This window comes from Acidobacteriota bacterium (genome assembly GCA_038040445.1).
Classification (GTDB): Bacteria; Acidobacteriota; Blastocatellia; order UBA7656; family UBA7656; genus Onstottus_A; species Onstottus_A frigus.
This window is the reverse complement of record JBBPIG010000007.1, coordinates 235,213-251,488: the sequence shown is the minus strand read 5'-3', so window position 1 is coordinate 251,488 and position 16,276 is coordinate 235,213. Positions and strand designations below refer to the sequence as shown.

Here is a 16,276-nt window from a genome sequence, read left to right as displayed (position 1 = left end):
TCACGCCACCTCAAGCCGGCGGCTCCGCAGGTGCTTGATTCGATCGCGCAACTCGGCCGCGCGCTCGAACTCATACCTCGCGGCGTGCGTGCGCATCTGTCCCTCGAGTCTTTGAATTGTCGCCCCGATGTTCTCAGCCGAATACTCCTCCGCTTCTTCAGCCACGCTCGGTAGCTTGAAATAGTCCGCTTCGACGATCGACACCAGAGTCGAAGCGATCGCTTTCACGATTGATGCCGGAGTAATACCGTGCTCCCGGTTGTAAGCAGCTTGCCTCTCACGGCGGCGCTGCGTCTCACCGAGCGCTCGGCGCATTGAATCAGTCATTCGATCCGCGTAAAGGATAGCCTGGCCGTTGAGGTTGCGCGCCGCCCGCCCGATCGTTTGAATCAAAGACATCTCCGAGCGCAAGAAGCCTTCCTTATCGGCGTCGAGGATCGCTACTAGCGACACCTCGGGAAGGTCCAATCCTTCGCGCAACAGGTTTATCCCCACGAGCACATCGAATTCACCCGCGCGCAGGTCTCGAAGTATCTTGATCCGGTCGAGCGTCTGAATCTCAGAGTGCAGGTAGCGCACTCGCACGCCAAGCTCGGCATAGTACTCCGTAAGATTCTCGGCCATCTTTTTCGTGAGAGTCGTAACCAGGACTCGTTCGTTTCGGGCCGCGCGCATTCGGACCTCATTCAAGAGATCGTCGATCTGCCCTCTGACCGGCCGCACGTCCACGACGGGATCAATCAACCCGGTCGGACGGATGACCTGCTCAACGAACTCGCCGGAGGTTTTCGACAACTCGTAAGGACCCGGCGTCGCCGACACGAATACCAACTGGCTCATGCGCCGCTCCCACTCCTCAAAGTTGAGCGGGCGGTTGTCCATCGCCGAAGGCAAGCGGAAGCCGTACTCGACCAGGGTTTTCTTGCGAGACTGATCGCCGTGGTACATACCTCGAACTTGCGGAATTGTTTGGTGGCTCTCGTCGACGATCACCAACGCGTCGCGCGGAAGATAATCAAGCAAAGTCGGCGGCGGCTCGCCGGGCAAACGCCCCGTCAGGTGACGCGAGTAGTTCTCGATCCCGTGACAGTAGCCAAGCTCCTTCAGCATCTCGATATCATAAAGGGTGCGCTGGTGCAGTCGTTGAGCCTCCAGCAGCTTGCCTTGCTCGATGAGCTGCGGCTCCCACCAGTCAAGCTCTTCCTTGATGGTCCTGATTGCGCGCCGCACTCTGTCCTGAGGCATTACAAAGTGAGACTTCGGATAGATCGGCAGCCGCTCGTGGGTCTCGATCACCTCCCCCAGCAGCGGATCGATGGTCGAGATCGATTCAATCTCGTCTCCCCAGAACTCGATGCGGACCGCGCTCTCCTGATAGACCGGATAGATTTCGACAACGTCGCCGCGCACTCTGAACATTCCGCGCTCGAACGACGTGTCGTTGCGCTGATATTGAATCTCGACGAGCTTCTTCAGCAGCGCGGTGCGCGACAGTTGCTGGCCGCGCTCTACGAACGCGATCATGCCGTAGTAAGCATCCGGATCACCCAACCCGTAAATGCACGAGACGCTTGCCACGATTATGCAGTCGCGGCGCTCGAACAAAGTCCGCGTAGCCGAAAGGCGCAGCCGGTCTATGTCTTCGTTGACGGTGGATTCCTTCTCGATATAGGTGTCGGTGGAGGGGATGTAGGCCTCCGGCTGATAGTAGTCGTAGTAGCTGACGAAGTATTCGGTGGCATTGTGCGGGAAGAAGGACTTGAACTCCTGATAGAGCTGCGCCGCCAGCGTTTTGTTGTGCGCCATCACCAGCACGGGCCGGTTAATGCGCTCTACGACGGCGGCCATTGTGAAGGTCTTGCCGCTCCCGGTCACGCCAAGCAGCACCTGATGTTGAACGCCTTCGTTTAGCGCGCGCACGAGCTGCTCGATCGCCTGAGGCTGGTCGCCCTGCGGAACGTAGTCACATACGAGCTTGAAGTCCATGATTGGACGCGCCTACCTTTTTGTCCTTCCCTGAACCGGTGACCTCGCCATCATGACGGGCGCGAGCCGGAAAATACACGACGGAAAAGTATACAAGGAAGGTTGGAACACGGGCAATCGAGACAAAAAAACGTTCGCGCAAAAATAATTTAAACAAAGTTGATCCTTCGTGCTGTTAGTGCTTGACATCGATTAGGCTCACGCTGATAATGCGGAGTGCCATCACGCAGCCCTTAGTTCATCAGTAGCAGTTCCACGCGAGTTGACGCTAATCCAATAGAAGAGGCGCGACTATTAACCTCGTCACGCAAACTGATATCCCTGGTGTCGAGTTTTTCAGACGCGGCAAAGTTAGAGACGTTTATGCGATCGGCGACAAGTTGTTGATTGTCGTCAGCGACCGCATCTCTGCCTTTGACGTGGTGCTGCCGAACCCGATTCCATACAAAGGCGCGGTGCTCACTGCGCTGTCGTTGTTCTGGTTTGACTTCCTTAAGGACGTCGTTCCGAATCATCTGATCTCGACCGACGTCGATACTTACCCGGCGCCACTGGAGTCGTACCGGGATCAGCTCGAAGGGCGATCTATGCTGGTGGTGCGCGCCGATGTGTTTCCGATCGAGTGCGTCGCCCGAGGTTATCTCGCTGGCTCGGGCTGGAAAGAGTATCAGCAGACCGGTGAAGTATGCGGGATAAGGCTGCCGGCCGGGCTGAGGGAGTCTGATAAGCTTGCCGAGCCGATCTTCACGCCGGCTACCAAAGCCGAGACCGGGCACGACATCAACATCAGCGAGCGCGAAATGGCGGACCGCATCGGCGCGGATGCCACGCGCGAGCTTAAGGAGTTGACACTCACACTCTATTCGCGAGCGGCGGAATACGCGGATTCGCGAGGCATAATGATCGCCGACACGAAGTTCGAGTTCGGCGTCAAAGATGGAAAGGTGATTCTGGTTGATGAAGCGCTGACGCCGGACTCATCCAGGTTCTGGCCCAAAGAGTCTTACCAGCCGGGTCGAGGACAGCAGTCATTCGATAAGCAGTATCTGCGGGACTACCTCGAGACGGTTAAGTGGGACAAGCAGCCTCCGGGACCGAACCTGCCTGAGACGGTGATAGCGCGGACGAGCGAAAAGTATCTTGAGGCATACAGGCTTTTGACGGGCCACTCGATTGCGGATTGGGGATTGCGGATTGCGGATTTCAGAACGACTGCTTAGTTCGAAGAATCCGCCATCCGCAATCTGCAATCGGCAATAGCTATGACGGTTCTCGACTACTTCGTCCTGCTAATCGTGGTGGCATCGGTCGCCTCAGGGTCCACAAAAGGAATCATCAGAGTAATAGTTTCGGTTGCGTTCACCGTAGCCGGGCTGGTTCTGGCAGCGCACACTTACACGTACGCTGCCAGCGTGCTGCGCATTTTTGTAAATGCGCGGCTTGCGGACCTGTTCGGCTTCGTAGCGGTGTTCTTGCTTGTACTCATAGCGGGGAGCCTTTTGTCGTGGTGGTTGCGGCGAGGGCTCAAGCGGCGCCGGCTCGGGTGGGCAGATCACGCGCTCGGCGCGGGTTTCGGGGTCATAAGGGGTTGGCTCATCTGTTCGGTGATTTATCTCGCGTTAACTGCCTTTCCCTGGAAACTCGAGGCCGTAGAGCGAGCGACATTCGGACCGGCCCTACTCGAAGGAACGAGAGTGATCGCTTATATGACTTCACCCGAGTTGAGGCAACGATTCTTGAAGGGCTATGAAACAGTCAAGCAGCTTTGGGGACAAAAGAGCTGAATAGCGGAGATGCTAGAGGAGAACTGAGATGAAGAGCAGGCTCGAAGCCCTCGTGACGGAAATGGTGGAGCGAGGAATTCTATTTGAAGATGCGGTGGCGGAATTCGAAAAGTATTTCATACTCTCGGTACTCAAACGAACCAAAGGGAATCTATCAAAAACCGCAGAGGAGCTTCGCATCCATCGCAATACGCTTTCAAAGCGAGTCGAGAAGTATTACCAGAATGGCCATATGGTGGGAGCACGGCATCGGCGGCCTCGCGCTCAGAAGGCGGCAGCGGCGAAAAGTAAGGGTTAGCTGACGGCGCGAGAGCTTGAGTCTAGCCGGATTAATGAAGGGCGAGGGCTACTGTCTGGAGCCGTTCAGTTCGTTGCTTAACAGCTTCTGAATGTCTGCTTCAATCTCCGCCGCTTTTCTTGGCCCCGCGCCGATGTATCTGCGAAACACTTTCATGTCCCGGGTGACGAGATAGGTGGTGGGAAAAGCTACCACGTTTAGATCGTAGACCTGGTCGTCATCGCCCATCAGCACGGTGTACTTCATCTTGTTGCGCCCGACGAATGGCTTCACCTCTTTCGCCTCGCCCGATGCCATTGTCACGCCTACAACCTTGACACCCTTAGCGCCGTACTTCTCCTGTAGCCGGTTAAGGGTCGGTATTTCCGCGATGCAGGGTACGCACCAGGTAGCCCAGAAGTCCAGCACTATGATGTCGCCCTTGAACCGATCCGACGATATCGCTTTGCCATCGAAGTCCTGAAGATTGATCGCCGGCAGCGCCTTCAGTTCATCGCCTGACGAAGCGGGCGCCGCTTCTTTGGCTTGTTCGCCCTGCATAGACAACGCGGGCGCCGCGAGCGCGATAGCGACTACGAGAAATAGAAATGGTTTCATAGTAGGATCTCCAGGACTAGAGCGACCTAAAAATCGTCGCCTCGCGCGACGTTGTAGGTTCGCGTCACATTGTAACCCGGACGAGTTGAACCGAGCAATGCACGGGCGGGTGATCGGAACGAATTGGGTCAAGGCTCGCCGGATCTAACTCGAAAGCCGCCGGAGCGCGCGCTTCAATACAGCCTCAATGGTCCGCTCACCTTCTTCACGAATCGCGAATGAAACAGCTCGTTCTGCAATCGCCTTTGGATAGCCCAACGCCATGAGCGCCGCGGCTGTATCGTCCCTAACGGCCGCCTCGCCCGGCGGCAAGTCGCGCGAAGCGGCACGCTCGGCCTCGCGCGCCTCGAGTGAGATTACCGCCAGCTTATCGCGCAGCTCGACGACCACCCGCTCGGCGGTTTTGCGGCCAACACCCGGTATCGAGGTGAGCCTGACGAATTCATTGCTGGTTATGGCGCCGATCAACTCCCCGGCGGGCATGCCGGAGAGCATCGTTATGGCGAGCTTGGGACCGACGCCGCTGACGCTGGTGAGCTTCAAGAATAGCTCCTTCTCCCGGCCCGTCCAAAAACCGAACAACTGGATCACGTCTTCGCGTACGTGGGTGTGAATCTTGAGAGACACGTCCGTGCCGGGTTCACCGAGTTCATAAAACGTCGAAACGGGAATCGTGACGTCATAGCCGACGCCTCCGACATCGATAATAACCGCATTAGGTTGTTTATGGATGATCTTGCCGGACAATTGCGCGATCAAATTAGTCTCCCGGAGTCTGTAGTCAGCGGCCAGTGGTCCGTAGTCCGTAGTCCGTGGTGATGGTCAGTTTGTCAGCTTGCAACTTTCTAGTCAACGGACTACGGACCACGGACTACGGACCACGGACTACGGACTACCTGCTTCCTCGATAAACTCTTGAAAATAGTTCGGCTCAATGTATACTCGCCCCTGTAGTTGTTCCAGTTCGAGGCCTTCCAGAACATCCTGCCCCTCCCGTGAAGCCGCCCCAATAGCCGGATGCCCGGATGAATGCCCGGATGAATGCCATGATAATCTCAAAGAATACCCGTCTCATGCTCAAGCGTGTCCTGTGGGTCTTTATCCCTGCCGTGTTGGTTTTCGCAGTCGGCGTCGTCGCGCTTGATTTTTATTTCATCCATCGTATGACTCACCCGCCCCACACCGAGCTTTACGGCTCGCCGCGCGACTTTCAACTGATATTGCAGAAGCCAATGTGGTTCGAAGAGAAATGGAAAAACTCGGACTCGACTCAAACGGTCGGCTGGTTACTAAGCCGTGGCAAACCCGCGCCTTCGATTATCCTGAGCCACGGCTACGGGTCGAACCGTTCCGAGTTGCTGACGCTTGCGTTCGAGCTGTGGAAGGCCGGCTATAACGTGGTGGTCTACGATCTGCGAGGACACGGCGAGAGCCCGGTGAACTGGTCCGGACTGGGCACGTATGAGAAGGACGACTTGCTATCGGCAATCAAGTTTCTTAGAGGCCGGACAAATGAGACCGGACAGGAGCTTCTCGACGGGCGTGTAGGTTTGTATGGCGTTGACGTCGGCGGCTACATCTCGCTCATCGCTTCAACACAAGATCCGATGATCAAGGCAGTGGCGGTCGATTCGGTGTATCCAGATGTTTCTCACTTCATGAGTTATCAGCTAAAGACGATTGTCGGCAGCGACAGCGACGCCGCGAACCGCCTCGTCGATTCTCGTTGGACCAGTCAACTCACCAAGCTTGCGATGCAGCTTTACCTGATGAGACGTGAGGACTCGGCGCCCGCCGTTGATTCGGTAGCCACAGCATCGGGGCGCAAGTTCCTTTTCATAACCGGCAAGAATAGCGGCGGCCTCGCAGGCATGACGCGCGACTTGCACAACGCCACCAAGGACCCAAAGCAGATTGTGGAAGTCGAGCAATCGCGCCTCGTTCGGCTTTATGACAAAGCATCATCGGAGTACGACGCTCGCGTCGTGGCGTTCTTCAAGGAAGCCATTCCGCCAACGCCAGACAAGCCCGGTCAGTTGGCCCGGGCAAGGTAAATCGACCCAACCACAAAGGCACAAAGACACGGACGAGTCCGTAGTCCGTAGTCCGTAGTCCGTAGTCCGTAGCCAGTTGTTAGTTCTCATTGCTACGGACTACTGACCACGGACTACGGACTACGGACTCGTTCGTGTCTTTGTGCCTTTGTGTTTAGTTCTGTTGTTTTTTCAGCGCGACTCTTAACGCGAGAGACTCGCCTTGCGAGGCGATGAACTCGGTCGTAAACCTGGAATCCTTTTCCAGACCCTCCCGCCATTTCGAATCAGTGATCAAGATCAGACTCGGCTCCGACTCGAGTGCATCCGCCACCATGCCTTGATGCAACGCGTAAAACGTCGTTCCTCTCCTATGATCGCAAAGAACGCGGCCTTCGGCGTAGAAAACAGGTGCGAACTCCTTCTTAAGATAGAACCCGATCTTCTCGCGTGGCCTCAGAGCTGCCGCCGCCTCGAGTGAAAGCGACTTCAGGCTAACCTCGTTGCCCAGCCCGGGAACCAGCAGGATCACAGACGCGAGGATCAAGCTCACCACTACTCCCGCCGCGCCCGTAATGAAGGCGCGGCTCTTATGCATCGCAAGCGCTACGGCTGACGCCAGCGCCATCGCCAGAGGCAACCCCGCAAGCACCGCCTGCCACCCGCCGGTCTCGATCGGTTCGCGATGCAGGTAGATCACAAAGGCGAAACCTATGCCGGCCAAAGCGAGAGCAGTCATCCACAGCGCGGCTCTCAGAGCTCGGCTTCGATCGCCCTGCCAAACGCGTTCGACTTCAGCGCCGATGATCACAGCCAGCGCAGGGAAGATCGGCAAGATGTATCCGGGAAGCTTCGACTCTGACACGGAAAAGAACACCAGCGGCACGGCGACCCATACCCACGCCAGAGTCAGTAGCGAGTCTCGATTGTCATTCCTCGGCCTGAGCGATCGCAGTCGCCCCGCCGCGGGCACTAGCATGAATGCCCACGGCGCGGTTCCGGCGAGCGCTACCAACAAGAAAAAGTAGAACGGTTGCGGATGGCCGAATTCGTTCGTCGTGTAGCGTTCGAAGTGATGCCTGATGAAGAACTCTTCGATGAAAGACCAGCCATGCCGCATTGTGACCGGAACGTACCAGGTTCCCGCAACCGCGAGAAACACTACAAGCCCAACCAGGCAATCGCGCCATCTCACCGACCTTAGCTGTCCGGCCACCCAGAAGTACACGGCAAGTATCGCAAGAACCAGAACGACGCCGACGAGTCCTTTCGCCAGCACCGCCAATCCCATAAACAGGCAGGAAAGCATCCAGTAGATCGACCGCGCTCGACCGCTCGCCTTTGTGAAGAGCAGAGCCGCGAGCAACGCCGCAGACATCGTCGCGGCGAGAATCATGTCAGGCGTGGCAACCCGCGCGTACGCTATGAAGATGCCGCTCGTCGCTAACACCAGCGATGCAGCCGGAGCGAGGCGAGGCAACGCCAAGCGACGCAGCGCCGCGTACAGAAGAGCAACGGTTGCCAACGCCGCAAGGGCCGACGGCAGTCGCGCGGCCAGTTCGTTCACGCCGAACAAACGATAACCGGTTGCCGACAACCAGTAGAGCAACGCGGGCTTTTCAAACCACAAACACCCGCATAGCCTGGTCGATATGTAGTCGCCGCCGGCAAACATCTCGCGAGCCACTTCTGCGTAGCGCGGCTCATCGGGTCCAAGAAACCCGAGCCGTCCTAACCCGAAGAAGAACGCGAATGCTGAAGCTGCCAGCACGGCTATGAGCGCAAATGGCCGCTGCTTGGCAGAGGGTTGTGGTTCCACTATTATCTTTGCTTTGCTGTCGAGTGTTGAGCCTCGCACTTACTGATGAGCCTTCATATTAGTTTTTCAGTGTAGGTACGCGGTGAAATCAGGTCAAGTCAAGTATCGCGGAAGAACCGCGAAAGCGAGAAGGTGAGAATAATGCTCAGAGTTGCCGTCGTCGGGGCGGGAGTCTTCGGCCGTGAGCACGCGCGAGTCTATTCCGAAGTCGAGGGCTCGCACCTCGCCGCGGTCTGCGACGTCGATGAATCGCACGGACGTCCTGTGGCCGAACGCTTCGGCGCATCGTTTCTCTCAGACTATCGCGAGCTCATCGGAAAGGTAGACGCGGTGAGCGTGGCCGTGCCGACAGAGTCTCATCATGCGATCGTTTGTGAGCTTCTCCAGGCCCGAATAGCGGTGCTGGTCGAGAAGCCCATCGCTCGTACGGTCGATGAAGCCGATCAAATCATCGAAGCGGCCAGGCGCAGCGGAGCAGTCCTGCAGGTCGGTCACCTTGAACGATTCAACCCGGCAGTCACCGCCGCCGCTCAGATACTCACTCGGCCGCGATTCTTCGAAGCGCATCGCCTTAGCATATTCACGCCGCGCAGCCTGGACATCGACGTGGTAATGGATTTGATGATCCACGACATCGACGTTCTGCTGGCATTCGCCGGCAGTGAAGTGTCCGAAGTCCGCGCGGCCGGCGTTCCGATCCTGACGCCGCGGATAGACATTGCGAATGCGCGCATAGAATTCGCCAACGGCAGCGTCGCGAACTTGACTGCGAGCCGCGTTTCAGCAGAGCGGGTGCGCAAGCTCAGGTTCTTCCAGCCGGGCGAGTACGTCTCGATCGACTATGCCGTCCAGGAGGCCGCGGTTGTCGCCGTGAAACCACGCCCCGGGGGACGGCCCGAGTTCGAGAGCCGGTTGCTTCCTGTCGAGCGCGCGGAACCGCTTCGCCTCGAGATCGAATCGTTTCTCGCCGCCGTTGAAGGCTCACCTGTGAAAGTGACCGGCGAGGACGGCCGCCGAGCCCTGGCGCTGGCGGTCGATGTTACGGATAAGATTCGCGAGCACGCCGAGAAAGCAGGAGTCCTGTTCGCGGGTTGAAACTGGCGCGCTTTGCGACTTTGCGCTTTCCGGTTTTGCGACTTTTGCGCGAAACCCCAATCTTCCGAAGCTGCAAGGCAATGCTGCTCAGGACCAAACCAGATGGTTACAAAAATGAAATCACGAACTTCCACATTTCTTTGCACTCTCGCAATACTCTTTACGATTTTTCATACGGCGCTGGCTCAAAAGCGCGAGGCGTTTCAAATCGACTACACCGTCTCGATTGCAAGCGTCGAAGGCCAGCTCTTCCACGTCACCGCCGACGTGAAGAACATCAATGAGCCTCGTATCGAGCTCTCGCTCCCGACATGGACGCCGGGCTGGTACACCGTCGAGAATTACCTCAAGAACGTTCTGCGCTTCAAGGTCACCGACGCAAAGGCCAATCGGCTCGAACCTCAGATGATTCGCAAGCAGACGTGGCGAATCGAAACCAGGGGCCTCGATTCGATCAAAGTCGAGTTCGACTATCGAGCTAACGTGCTCGCTTTGAATCAGGCGAAGATCACAAACGACTTCGCGTTCTTCACCGGGACCGAGTTGTTCCTCGAAGCCGCCAGACACCGGTCCAGTCCCAGCACCGTCCGCTTCGAACTACCGCCGGACTGGAAGATTATCTCCGCGCTCAAGGAGACATCCGACCCGATGACTTTCAGCGCGCCCGACTACGATACGCTGGTTGACTGTCCGACGGAGATGGGCAAGTTCGATCTCACCACGTTCCAGGTCGAAGGGAAGTCTCACTATCTGGTGACCACCCCGGTAGGCGCGCTCGCGAAGGACAGGGCCGACAGGTTCGCCGAGATGCTCACCAAAGTCGCCAACGCTCAGAGCTCGATCTTCGGCGGCCTGCCTTATGAGAAGTACGTGTACTTCTATTTCTTCTTGCGGCCGGAATCAAACGCCGGCGGCGCGCTCGAGCATTTGAACTCCTTCGTTGCGTTCGCGTTCGGCCCGATACCCGAAGCCATGATTGGCACTGCTTCGCACGAGTTCTTCCACGCCTGGAACGTCAAGCGTATCCGGCCCGCCGAGATGTGGCCTTACGATTACTCTCGCGAGAACGAAACGCCGCTGCTCTGGGTCTCCGAAGGCTTCACCAACTATTACGGCAGCATCGCGCTCTACCGGGCCGGGTTGCGCAATCGCGAGCAGTTCCTGCAAAGCGTCGAAGGCGCAATCAACGGCGTCGAAAGCAACGAGGCTCGCTCGCACATCTCGCCGGCTAACTCTTCCGTCTCGACGTGGGTAGGTTATGACACGCCGGTGGCGTTTGGAATTTCGTACTACACGCAAGGCCAGAACCTCGGTGCGCTGCTCGACCTCTCGATACTTCACGACACCCGTGGCGCGGCGGGTCTTGACGACGTAATGCGCGCGCTGTATCGAGAGTTCTATCAAAAGGGCAAGGGATTCACGACCGAGGATATCATCGGGGTCATCAACCGCTTGTCGAAGCGCGACTATCACGAGTTCTTCCGCAGGTATGTTGCCGGAGTCGAGGTACCGCCCTACGACACGATTCTCGGTTACGCCGGCTATCAAGCCGAAACGGCTTCGCGCAAGAGTCCGGCCATTGGAGTGGGACTTGATCGAAGCAGTGAAGGCGTGCGGATCACACGCGTCGTCGCAGGCGGCCAGGCTGCAAAAGCCGGCTTGCGGGTCGGAGATGTTGTTTTAAGCGCAGACGGCGTAGACCTGCGTAAAGACCCTCAGGCCCTGATTTCAAAGTTAGGCGAAAGAGTCGGCCAGGCAGTTAAACTATCGATCAAGCGCGGAGGTGAAGATCTCACGCGCGATGTAGAGGTCGGCACGCGCAGCGACACCAGCTACAAGATAGCCGAGCTGCCCAACCCATCGCCCGACCAGGTGAAGATTCGAGAAGCGTGGCTGAAAGTCAGCAAGTAATTGACGCGCGTTTTGCCGCGAATCACACCAAATGACCCGAAGCGGAATCGGGTAGAATCGGGTATATTTGCGGGTATGGTGACAGACAAAACACCGGCGCTCAAGCTGCGAGCATCCCACGAAGTCTTGCAGTTGATCGCCGAGGTAGATGAGTTTGAAGGCCGTTGGGAAGCGTTGAAGACGCTGTCGCCGGAGCGGCTTCGGGCATTGCGGCACGTCGCCACAATTGAAAGCATCGGCTCTTCGACTCGCATCGAAGGAGTCAAGCTCACCGATCGACAGATCGAAACGCTGCTCGCCAACCGTTTCAGGACGGAAACGGAAGGCTGTCGCGCATCCTGACGACCTTGCTGTTGCTGCGCGGCGGGTACGCTTGCGTGGAATACGCTTCGCTCGAGAGCTTCATCGAAGAGAACAAGGACCTCTACTACGCGGCGCTGCGCAAGACTCAGAGGACACTCAAACAGGCAAAGCCCGATTGGGAAACTTGGCTAGTCTTCTTCCTGCGCTGTCTGAAAAAACAGAAAGACAATCTGGCTGAGAAGCTGGAACGCGAGCGCATCGCGGCGCCGACACTGCCACCGTTGTCGTTGACGATCTTGAAGCTGTTAAGGGAACACGAACGACTGACGATTTCAGATTTAGAGCGGCTTACTGGCGCGAACAAGAACACCCTCAAGGTGCGCTTGCGAGAATTGACTCAGGACGGGCAGATTGCTAAGCATGGCCAGGCGCGGGCGACGAGGTATACGCTAATATGAAATGAGCCGTCATGCAGACCGGCACTGCGCGTGTCAGGTACGCCACGCGATTCGCGCCCGACATTACAGCAAACGCACTGAGAGGTTCTACGTAGAGTGGATTCATGTTGTAGCGAAGCACGGAGGTGATTGGATGTCAGAGAGGCAGCGGCTTCCCGTCCCAAGGGCCGATCAAGTCGAGGTCTTCTTCCGGGATCGCTGGCTGTGCTCCTGGTGCCGCCGACCGACGGTTTTTCCGCTGGCGTTCAAGCTTCTGTCGGAGACTGTGAACTCGAAGCTGCCCGGTGTGCCGATCGCGATGTGGAACAACAACTGGCGACGCGACAAGGCCCCGCTTCTCGACGAGCTTGGTGCGTGCATCGATCACGAGGAGGCATTCTCCACCGGCGGCGCGCACGACATCAGTAACTTCAAAACCTCTTGTGGCCGCTGCAACACACGCAAGAACGCCCGTTCGGCGGACGAGTATCTCAAGGTCAGCAATCCTTGGACAGTCAAGGGCAAGCATGGTGAGCCGGAGCATTGGGATGGCCTCGCCTCGCTGTTCGTTCTGTTGGCGCGACAAGCGGAGCGTCCTCTGACAGCGGCGGAGAAGGACTGGCTGCGTGCATTCGAGGCGCACTACGCTGAGCTGGGTGTTCGCTAACAAGCGCTTCCGGCGGACGCTGTGAGCAACATGGATATGGCGCGATCCGCCGCTGAAGCGCAGCCGTTGACTATACCGCTACGAGACTCGACTGAGGGTCAGGCGTGCATCAAATTGCAATTCGGGCCAGCGAGAAGAGTTGGATCTTTTGATGGTGCGATGAAAACCAACTCATAAACTGCCGGTCTATTGTTCTTCGTCGCTTGACCTCGAAACTGCCCACGGCTAACCTCAGGCTATGAATTACGAAGAATATATTACAATCGAGCCCGGCAAACGCGGAGGCAAGCCGTGTATCCGGGGTCTTCGTATCACGGTCTATGACGTTCTCGATTACCTCGCCTCGGGGATGACAGAACATGAAATACTGGATGATTTTCCCGATCTCACGCTTGAGGACATCAAAGCGTGCTTAGCGTTTGCTGCCGATCGAGAGCGCAGACTCGTGACTATCCCGGCGTGAAACTCCTCTTTGACGAAAACCTGTACCACAAGTTGGGCGCCCTGCAGTTTGTTTCCTGATTCCGAGCACATGAGAGATGTAGGACTGAAAACTGTCGACGACCGAAAGGCGTTTCAGTGAGTAGCCGTCAATGCCACGTCCCTCGTAAAACCAAAGAAGAGGCGGGAGATGCTCTTCCCGCCTCTTTGAAAGTCAGTTCTACTGCTGAGTCACCCTCACGTCGTCGATGCCTGCCTCAACGAGGCTAGCCGTTGAAGCATCAGCAGCCTCGATCCGGATTCTTACGGTCTGGCCGGCGAAGGTGTTGAGGCTGACGCTGGTCGAGGCCCACGCGCCGTTCAAATTCACCGCCGCCCCGAGCCGCTGGAACACCTGAGTCGTAGTCGTTCCTACGATGCTCACTCGCAAGAAGTCGGCGCTAGTCGCGTTAGTTCCGTGAGCGAGGTAGAAGCTGAATGACAACGTCAGAGTGCCCGTCGAAGGCAAAGCGATCAGGGGCGACTGGATCGACGTCGTCCCGCCGTCTACGTCATTGACTCCCGCCGACGCGCCCGCGAGGCGCGCAGTCACCAGGTCATTGACACCGCTAATGGTTGTGCCGAGTTGCTTTGGCCCAGCGGAGTTGGTGTCCTCGGGGTTGCCGCGCTCCCACTGCCCCGATGTTGCGGTATCGGTTCCGCTGGCGTTGGTCACCCAACCGAGGCTGGTCTCAAAGTTATCGAAGAATACAACGGTCCCGCCACCGCAATCCCCCGGGACATCGGTTGCTGCGTTGTGAGTGGTGCCGTTGTTGCCGGTTGCCGACACGCCCATACCGTGCCGGGCAAAGACTGTCCATATAGTGCACCTGTTTGCGTTGCCGTTGATGGCCTGGTCGGCTTGCAGTATTCCATCGCGCGCGTTCAGGAACGACGGGCTGCAAGGCGTAAACTTCATGCCTTCCAGCACCAGCCGGTCGGCTATCGCGGCGCCCAACGTGGTGCGAAGGTCCCACAATGTCGCCGCCCAGACTTCTCCGTCGCGATGCACTTGAAATCCCTGGTTCCCGACGTCTGCGTACGAGTCGTGGATCGGATTGGCCGGGACGGTGTAGGCCGCGCGCCGTATGCCGTTAGTTGTGTTGTTGGTGCAGTACTCACCCACGCGGCCGTCGTTATAGAACGTGATTGCCCAGTAGTCGGACCAGCCCTCGCCCATGGCGCCTGCTTGCGTTCCGCCGAGGCAAGCTGTGCTACCCCCGCCTACCAGGCGATTGGACACACCGTGGCCATACTCGTGGAACACAACGTCCCCGTCTTGCGAGCTGTCGCGATCGTCTGCCAGGCTGGTTGTGCCCTGCGTAAAGAGGAACTGCTGCATGCGCGGGCGGCTGCCCTCGGGAGGCGTGGCAAAGTTGGCGTTGTTTGTACCCGATCCGTCCTGAGCTTCGGCCCTGACGGAGTCGTTGCCCACACCGCCGCGTCCGAAGTTGTTGGTTTGGAAATTCCTCGCCGTTTCTGTAAAGCCGAGCCCGTACGTGAAATCGTGCATGACGTTGCAGAAGTAGAAAAGGTTCGTCACGACTGCCGGCCTCTGTGTGCGTGGGTCAACTCCCAGCGTAAACGGAAACGTGAAATTCTGCGTAGCGGAAGAAGCGTGTCCGTTAGACAACCCGGTCGTGTTGTTGGGATCGGCAACGTTGTTCGCGTCGGTATCCAGGTAGGCCTCAACGTTGTTGCCCGTCGTGACGGTCGAGGTACCCATCCATCCCGCCGCCGTGTTTATCGTCGTGTTGCCTACGAAAGATTCGAGCGTGCGCGGCGTAGCTATTGGGTCGCGCGTGGCCACCGTTCCTTGCGCCACATCAGCATAGAGGTTGTAGCGAAACAGCAGCGCACCGGTGTTTGCGTCCACACATATCTCGTACCACTCGCTCGAGCCCGCCTCAAGATAAGAGTGCCAGGCAAGTACTCCCCGGTCACCCACGCGCATGACTCGCAGGTCTGACATTATGTCGTCAAAGCCCGAGCCGAGCGGGTTTCGATATGTCGCGCGCTCTCCGGGGGTGGCACGGGCTGTCACAGTCTCGAGCTCAGCCGGGGCTTTGCGGCCTGAATACGTGAACGCCTCGGCGAGGGCGTCTTTCTCCGGCAACGCCGGCGTTGTATCGACCTTGCCATCCGGAATAACCATGCCCTCCATCACGGATAGTATTTCTCCGGCGGCCCCGACAACGACCTGAACCTGTCCCTGAAACACCGCCACACCGTTTATCGTCTGCCGGTAATGCAGGAAGGTAATGCCCTGATCATGGTCTTCGCTTTCGAGCGTAAGGCGGCGAACGTCCCCGCCCGTGAGCCCGAAAAGAACGCTGTGCCGTCTAAGAAAACCTCGGGCAATCTGATCGCCGGATCCGCTTGATGGCCCGGACAACGGTTCGGAGAGATTGAAGAGCGCCTTCGGCACGCCCGCTTCGTTGATTTCATATCGCAGACTGTCGCGGCTTTCCGGTGAAAGAGATGCGCGAAAGTCTTCAATCGCATCCCTTCGCGCCTGGACAACTGCGCCATCGGACGACGGTCCCGAGCTTGAAAGCGCTTGAATCTCCGCAAGCTCGCGGCGTACGTCGTAATCCGGCAACCCGATAATGGCGGCTTGCCAGGGACTGACGGCGAGCTCCGCGGTTGCGCCGGAATCGGCGCTTGAAGCGTTGAGTTTAGTGATCGACGGTGCGATCAGGGCAACCAGGAACAATGCAAACCATGTCTTACGCATATTGTTTCTCCTTTCGCTCTTGAATTGAAGAATGGACGTGAGGCCGCCTGTACCTCCTCTTACAAGGCCGGCAGACCTTACTATTGTCGTTCTGTTTGCGTAAGCTTCTCACTATGCAGAAGCGTGAGG

The 16,276-nt window shown here is 57.7% G+C and carries 15 protein-coding genes; 10 read left to right on the top strand and 5 right to left on the bottom strand.

The window, feature by feature from the left end:
- On the bottom strand, positions 1–1,986 hold the full coding sequence (gene uvrB / locus AABO57_10285; protein ID MEK6286117.1) for an excinuclease ABC subunit UvrB: 1,986 nt from the start codon (positions 1,984–1,986) through the stop codon (positions 1–3).
- 293 nt (positions 1,987–2,279) lie between these two features.
- Between uvrB and AABO57_10280 the strand changes: the two genes are divergently transcribed.
- The 3 genes from AABO57_10280 to AABO57_10270 are packed head-to-tail and all read left to right on the top strand — an operon-like array spanning position 2,280 to position 4,068.
- Positions 2,280–3,206: a phosphoribosylaminoimidazolesuccinocarboxamide synthase gene (locus tag AABO57_10280; protein MEK6286116.1), complete on the top strand. Its 927-nt coding sequence runs from the start codon at positions 2,280–2,282 to the stop codon at positions 3,204–3,206.
- 42 nt (positions 3,207–3,248) lie between these two features.
- Positions 3,249–3,770, top strand: coding sequence for a CvpA family protein (locus AABO57_10275; GenBank protein MEK6286115.1), 522 nt, complete (start codon positions 3,249–3,251; stop codon positions 3,768–3,770).
- A gap of 28 nt (positions 3,771–3,798) precedes the next feature.
- Positions 3,799–4,068, top strand: a complete 270-nt coding sequence (locus AABO57_10270) for a helix-turn-helix domain-containing protein (GenBank protein MEK6286114.1) — start codon at positions 3,799–3,801, stop codon at positions 4,066–4,068.
- A gap of 48 nt (positions 4,069–4,116) precedes the next feature.
- On the opposite strand, the gene AABO57_10265 is transcribed toward AABO57_10270, so the two are convergent.
- Positions 4,117–4,665 carry a TlpA disulfide reductase family protein gene (locus tag AABO57_10265; GenBank protein MEK6286113.1) on the bottom strand — a complete coding sequence of 183 codons (549 nt, stop codon included), beginning with the start codon at positions 4,663–4,665 and terminating at the stop codon, positions 4,117–4,119.
- A gap of 144 nt (positions 4,666–4,809) precedes the next feature.
- Entirely contained in the window at positions 4,810–5,424 is a 615-nt protein-coding gene (gene ruvA / locus AABO57_10260; GenBank protein ID MEK6286112.1) for a Holliday junction branch migration protein RuvA, read from the bottom strand.
- Between the two features lie 287 nt (positions 5,425–5,711).
- Here ruvA and AABO57_10255 point away from each other — a divergent pair, with 287 nt between their 5' ends.
- Positions 5,712–6,719 (top strand): alpha/beta fold hydrolase, encoded by a 1,008-nt coding sequence (locus tag AABO57_10255; protein ID MEK6286111.1) that lies wholly within the window; start codon positions 5,712–5,714, stop codon positions 6,717–6,719.
- 154 nt (positions 6,720–6,873) lie between these two features.
- Here AABO57_10255 and AABO57_10250 read toward each other — a convergent pair whose 3' ends face one another.
- Positions 6,874–8,517 (bottom strand): glycosyltransferase family 39 protein, encoded by a 1,644-nt coding sequence (locus tag AABO57_10250; GenBank protein ID MEK6286110.1) that lies wholly within the window; start codon positions 8,515–8,517, stop codon positions 6,874–6,876.
- Positions 8,518–8,658: 141 nt separating this feature from the next.
- On the opposite strand from AABO57_10250, the gene AABO57_10245 reads away from it, so the two are divergent.
- From AABO57_10245 to AABO57_10220, 6 genes are all read left to right on the top strand, one after another.
- A complete protein-coding gene (locus tag AABO57_10245) occupies positions 8,659–9,612 on the top strand; it encodes a Gfo/Idh/MocA family oxidoreductase (GenBank protein MEK6286109.1) in 954 nt (317 codons plus the stop codon).
- 114 nt (positions 9,613–9,726) lie between these two features.
- Positions 9,727–11,523 (top strand): PDZ domain-containing protein, encoded by a 1,797-nt coding sequence (locus AABO57_10240; protein MEK6286108.1) that lies wholly within the window; start codon positions 9,727–9,729, stop codon positions 11,521–11,523.
- 78 nt (positions 11,524–11,601) lie between these two features.
- On the top strand, positions 11,602–11,865 hold the full coding sequence (locus AABO57_10235; protein ID MEK6286107.1) for a hypothetical protein: 264 nt from the start codon (positions 11,602–11,604) through the stop codon (positions 11,863–11,865).
- A gap of 35 nt (positions 11,866–11,900) precedes the next feature.
- Entirely contained in the window at positions 11,901–12,284 is a 384-nt protein-coding gene (locus AABO57_10230; GenBank protein ID MEK6286106.1) for a DUF977 family protein, read from the top strand.
- 133 nt (positions 12,285–12,417) lie between these two features.
- A complete protein-coding gene (locus AABO57_10225) occupies positions 12,418–12,930 on the top strand; it encodes an HNH endonuclease (protein MEK6286105.1) in 513 nt (170 codons plus the stop codon).
- Positions 12,931–13,168: 238 nt separating this feature from the next.
- Positions 13,169–13,393: a DUF433 domain-containing protein gene (locus AABO57_10220; protein MEK6286104.1), complete on the top strand. Its 225-nt coding sequence runs from the start codon at positions 13,169–13,171 to the stop codon at positions 13,391–13,393.
- A gap of 198 nt (positions 13,394–13,591) precedes the next feature.
- Here AABO57_10220 and AABO57_10215 read toward each other — a convergent pair whose 3' ends face one another.
- On the bottom strand, positions 13,592–16,147 hold the full coding sequence (locus AABO57_10215) for a M36 family metallopeptidase (GenBank protein MEK6286103.1): 2,556 nt from the start codon (positions 16,145–16,147) through the stop codon (positions 13,592–13,594).
- Positions 16,148–16,276: the final 129 nt, after the last annotated feature.

What these genes read in the sequence shown, in the direction of transcription:
- AABO57_10225 (MEK6286105.1), top strand. Translation starts at nt 12,418, where the DNA reads ATGTCAGAGAGGCAGCGGCTTCCCGTCCCAAGGGCCGATCAAGTCGAG.
- AABO57_10270 (MEK6286114.1), top strand. Translation starts at nt 3,799, where the DNA reads ATGAAGAGCAGGCTCGAAGCCCTCGTGACGGAAATGGTGGAGCGAGGA.
- AABO57_10220 (MEK6286104.1), top strand. Translation starts at nt 13,169, where the DNA reads ATGAATTACGAAGAATATATTACAATCGAGCCCGGCAAACGCGGAGGC.
- AABO57_10265 (MEK6286113.1), bottom strand. Translation starts at nt 4,665, where the DNA reads ATGAAACCATTTCTATTTCTCGTAGTCGCTATCGCGCTCGCGGCGCCC.
- uvrB (MEK6286117.1), bottom strand. Translation starts at nt 1,986, where the DNA reads ATGGACTTCAAGCTCGTATGTGACTACGTTCCGCAGGGCGACCAGCCT.
- AABO57_10245 (MEK6286109.1), top strand. Translation starts at nt 8,659, where the DNA reads ATGCTCAGAGTTGCCGTCGTCGGGGCGGGAGTCTTCGGCCGTGAGCAC.
- AABO57_10215 (MEK6286103.1), bottom strand. Translation starts at nt 16,147, where the DNA reads ATGCGTAAGACATGGTTTGCATTGTTCCTGGTTGCCCTGATCGCACCG.
- AABO57_10275 (MEK6286115.1), top strand. Translation starts at nt 3,249, where the DNA reads ATGACGGTTCTCGACTACTTCGTCCTGCTAATCGTGGTGGCATCGGTC.
- AABO57_10240 (MEK6286108.1), top strand. Translation starts at nt 9,727, where the DNA reads ATGAAATCACGAACTTCCACATTTCTTTGCACTCTCGCAATACTCTTT.
- AABO57_10255 (MEK6286111.1), top strand. Translation starts at nt 5,712, where the DNA reads ATGATAATCTCAAAGAATACCCGTCTCATGCTCAAGCGTGTCCTGTGG.